Below are 3,260 nucleotides of genomic sequence, written 5' to 3'. Positions count from 1 at the left end.
GGCCGAAGACGGCACGGAGCAGCGCCAGGCGCGCGAGCGGGCCTCGCTCAAGCGCTCGCTGATCGTGGCCACGGTGTTCGCGCTGCCGGTGTTCGTGCTGGAGATGGGCGGCCACATGGTGCCGGCCTTCCACCACTGGGTGGGGCAGGCCATCGGCACGCAGAACAGCTGGTATCTGCAGTGCCTGCTGTCGGCCATCGTGCTGTTCGGGCCGGGCCTGCGGTTCTTTCAGAAAGGCATTCCCGCGCTGCTGCGCGGCGCGCCCGACATGAATTCGCTGGTGGCCGTGGGCACCTCGGCGGCCTTCGCCTATTCGCTGGTGGCCACCTTCGTGCCGCAGTGGCTGCCGGCCGGCACGGTGAATGTGTATTACGAGGCGGCAGCCGTTATCGTGGCGCTGATCCTGCTGGGCCGCTTCATGGAGGCGCGCGCCAAGGGCAATACCTCGGAGGCCATCCGCCGCCTGGTGCGCCTGCAGGCCAAGACAGCGCGCGTGCGCAAGGACGGCAGCGTGCAGGAAGTGGACATCGCCGCCGTGCGTGCGGGCGACACCATCGAGGTGCGGCCCGGCGAGCGCATTCCCGTCGATGGCGAGGTCATCGAGGGCAGCAGCTTCGTCGACGAATCCATGATCAGCGGCGAGCCCGTGCCGGTCGAGAAAACCCCGGGTGCCGAACTGGTCGGCGGCACGGTGAACCAGAACGGCGCGCTGGCCTTTCGCGCCACCAAGGTGGGCGCGGATACGCTGCTGGCGCAGATCATCCGCATGGTCGAGCAGGCCCAGGGCTCCAAGCTGCCCATACAGGCGCTGGTGGACCAGGTCACCATGTGGTTCGTGCCGGCCGTGATGGCCGTGGCCCTGCTGACCTTCGGCGCCTGGCTGGCCTGGGGGCCGTCGCCCGCACTGAGCTTTGCGCTGGTCAATGCCGTGGCCGTGCTCATCATCGCCTGCCCCTGCGCCATGGGCCTGGCCACGCCCACTTCCATCATGGTGGGCACGGGCCGGGCCGCGCAGATGGGCGTGCTGCTGCGCAAGGGCGAGGCGCTGCAGACCTTGAAAGACGCCCGCGTGGTGGCCGTGGACAAGACCGGCACGCTGACGCGCGGCCGCCCCGAGCTGACCGACTTGGTGCTGGCCCCCGGCTTCGAGGGCGAGCGCAGCCGCGTGCTGGCGCTGGTGGCGGCCGTGGAGGACCGCTCCGAGCACCCGATTGCGCGCGCCATCGTGGATGCTGCCAAGGCCGAGGATTTGCCGCTGGGTGCCGTGGATCGCTTTGAATCGGTGACAGGCTTTGGCGTGCGCGCCCAGGTGGACGGCGTGCGCGTGGAGATCGGTGCCGACCGCTTCATGCGCGAATTGGGCCTGCAGGTGGACACGCTGGCAGACGAGGCCGCGCGCCTGGGCGACGAAGGCAAGACGCCGCTGTATGCCGCGGTGGACGGTCGCTTGGCAGCCATGATCGCCGTGGCCGATCCCATCAAGGACAGCACGCCGGCCGCCATTGCCGCCCTGCACGCCTTGGGCCTGAAGGTGGCCATGATCACCGGAGACAACCGCCGCACGGCCGAGGCCATTGCGCGCCAGCTGGGCATCGACGAGGTGGTGGCCGAGGTGCTGCCCGGCGGCAAGGTCGATGCCGTCAAGCGCCTGAAGGCCGAGCATGGCACGCTGGCCTATGTGGGCGACGGCATCAACGACGCGCCGGCCCTGGCCGAGGCCGATGTGGGCCTGGCCATCGGCACGGGCACGGACATCGCCATCGAGGCGGCCGACGTGGTGCTGATGTCGGGCGACCTGGGCGGCGTGCCCAATGCGATTGCGCTGTCCAAGGCCACCATGGCCAACATCCGCCAGAACCTGTTCTGGGCCTTTGCCTACAACGTGGCCCTGATCCCCGTGGCCGCTGGCCTGCTGTACCCCGTCAACGGCACGCTGCTGTCGCCCGTGTTCGCGGCCGGTGCCATGGCGCTGTCCAGCGTCTTCGTGCTCAGCAACGCGCTGCGCCTGCGGCGCTTCAATCCGCCGCTGGCGGCGGGGCGTTGAACGACGAAGGCAGTCAGCCGGGCAGCTTGGGGACGTCTATGAAGTCGTCCAGGCTCAGGCCTTTTTCCTTGAGCAGGGCTTCTAGCACGGGCTGCAGGCGGCCCAGGCTTTGCTGCACGGTCTCGCGCACCGTGTCCACCACGACCTGGGTGCTGCGGTCGATCTCCACATTGAGCAGGTCGCCCACGCCCTTGGACTCGAACACGGTCATGCGGCGCGTCTCGGGGATCAGCCAGACCTCGAACCAGCCGGCCTGGCGGTCCACCTCGGACACCGTGAGGCTGGCGCCGTTGATGGCGATGTAGCCCTTGGCGAACACGTAGTGGCGAAAGCCCTCGGGAATGCCGAAGCGGATGCGGTGGTTGGTGTCGCTGGAGGCTACTTCCAGCACGGGCGAGGTGAAGTCCACGTGGCCCGACAGCGGATGGCCGCCGATCTCGGCGCCATCCTTTGCCGCGCGCTCCACATTGACGCGCCCGCCCACGGCATAGCCGCCCAGCGTGGTGATGTTCAGGCTTTGCAGCATCACGTCGAAGGTGGCGCGCGTGGGCGAGAGGATCTCCGTCACCGTCAGGCACACGCCGTCGGTGGAGACGCTGGCGCCGATGGCCAGGTCCTGGCAGAAGCCTTCGGGAAAGTCGAGGGTGAAGGTGCGCAGGCCGTTCTGGTCGCGCAGCGCGGCAATGCTTGCCACGGCCTGGATGATGCCGGTGAACACGATGTGGGATTCCTTGGAGCCGCCCGGGCGGCGGCGAAGCGGGTATTTTGCAACGCGGCGCTGCGCTGCGGGGGCGCAGGCCGGCGTGTCCCTGCGGGCATCAGGCCGGTGCCGCTGCCTCTTCCCACCAGCCGCTGAGCAGGGCTGGGGGCCGCTGCGCCGCATGCACCCAGGCACAGGACGGCCAGGCATCCTGCTGCACGTTCATGCCCGCATAGATGCCGTAGCCGGGGCCGGCCGCGATCTCGCCTTCGGCATGCAGGGTCTCGCCCGCGCGGATGCTGCAGGCCGCACGGATGTCGCCCAGCGCGCGCATGCCCCAGTCCACCTCGATATGGCTGCCGCCTTCCACGTCGGCGCCAGCGTACAGGCCGTGGCCCAGCTCGATCAGGCCGCTGGCGCGGATGCTGCCGCCCGCGCGCAGGCCCTTGCCGCAGCGGATGGCGCCCTGCACCTCGATGTCCTGGCCGGCCTGGGCGCCGCCGGCCAGGCGCAGGT

At 69.7% G+C, this 3,260-nt stretch carries 2 protein-coding genes and 1 pseudogene; 1 reads left to right on the top strand and 2 read right to left on the bottom strand.

Going from position 1 to position 3,260, the window contains the following annotated elements; translation table 11 throughout:
* Nucleotides 1-2,044, top strand: a 2,044-nt coding sequence (locus L995_RS14610) for a copper-translocating P-type ATPase (protein WP_047472416.1), incomplete at its 5' end; no start/stop codon positions are given.
* Nucleotides 2,045-2,057: 13 nt separating this feature from the next.
* Here the strand turns inward: L995_RS14610 and L995_RS14605 are convergent.
* Complete coding sequence (locus L995_RS14605) at nucleotides 2,058-2,762, bottom strand: riboflavin synthase (protein WP_012207520.1); 705 nt, start codon at nucleotides 2,760-2,762, stop codon at nucleotides 2,058-2,060.
* Nucleotides 2,763-2,862: 100 nt separating this feature from the next.
* Nucleotides 2,863-3,260 (bottom strand): annotated as a pseudogene (locus tag L995_RS14600) (hypothetical protein); the annotation flags it as partial.

It is taken from the genome of Delftia sp. ZNC0008 (genome assembly GCF_000799035.1).
In the GTDB taxonomy this organism is placed as follows: Bacteria; Pseudomonadota; Gammaproteobacteria; order Burkholderiales; family Burkholderiaceae_C; genus Comamonas; species Comamonas tsuruhatensis.
Note: the sequence above shows the minus strand (reverse complement) of the source record. Positions and strands in the feature narration are given on the sequence as shown.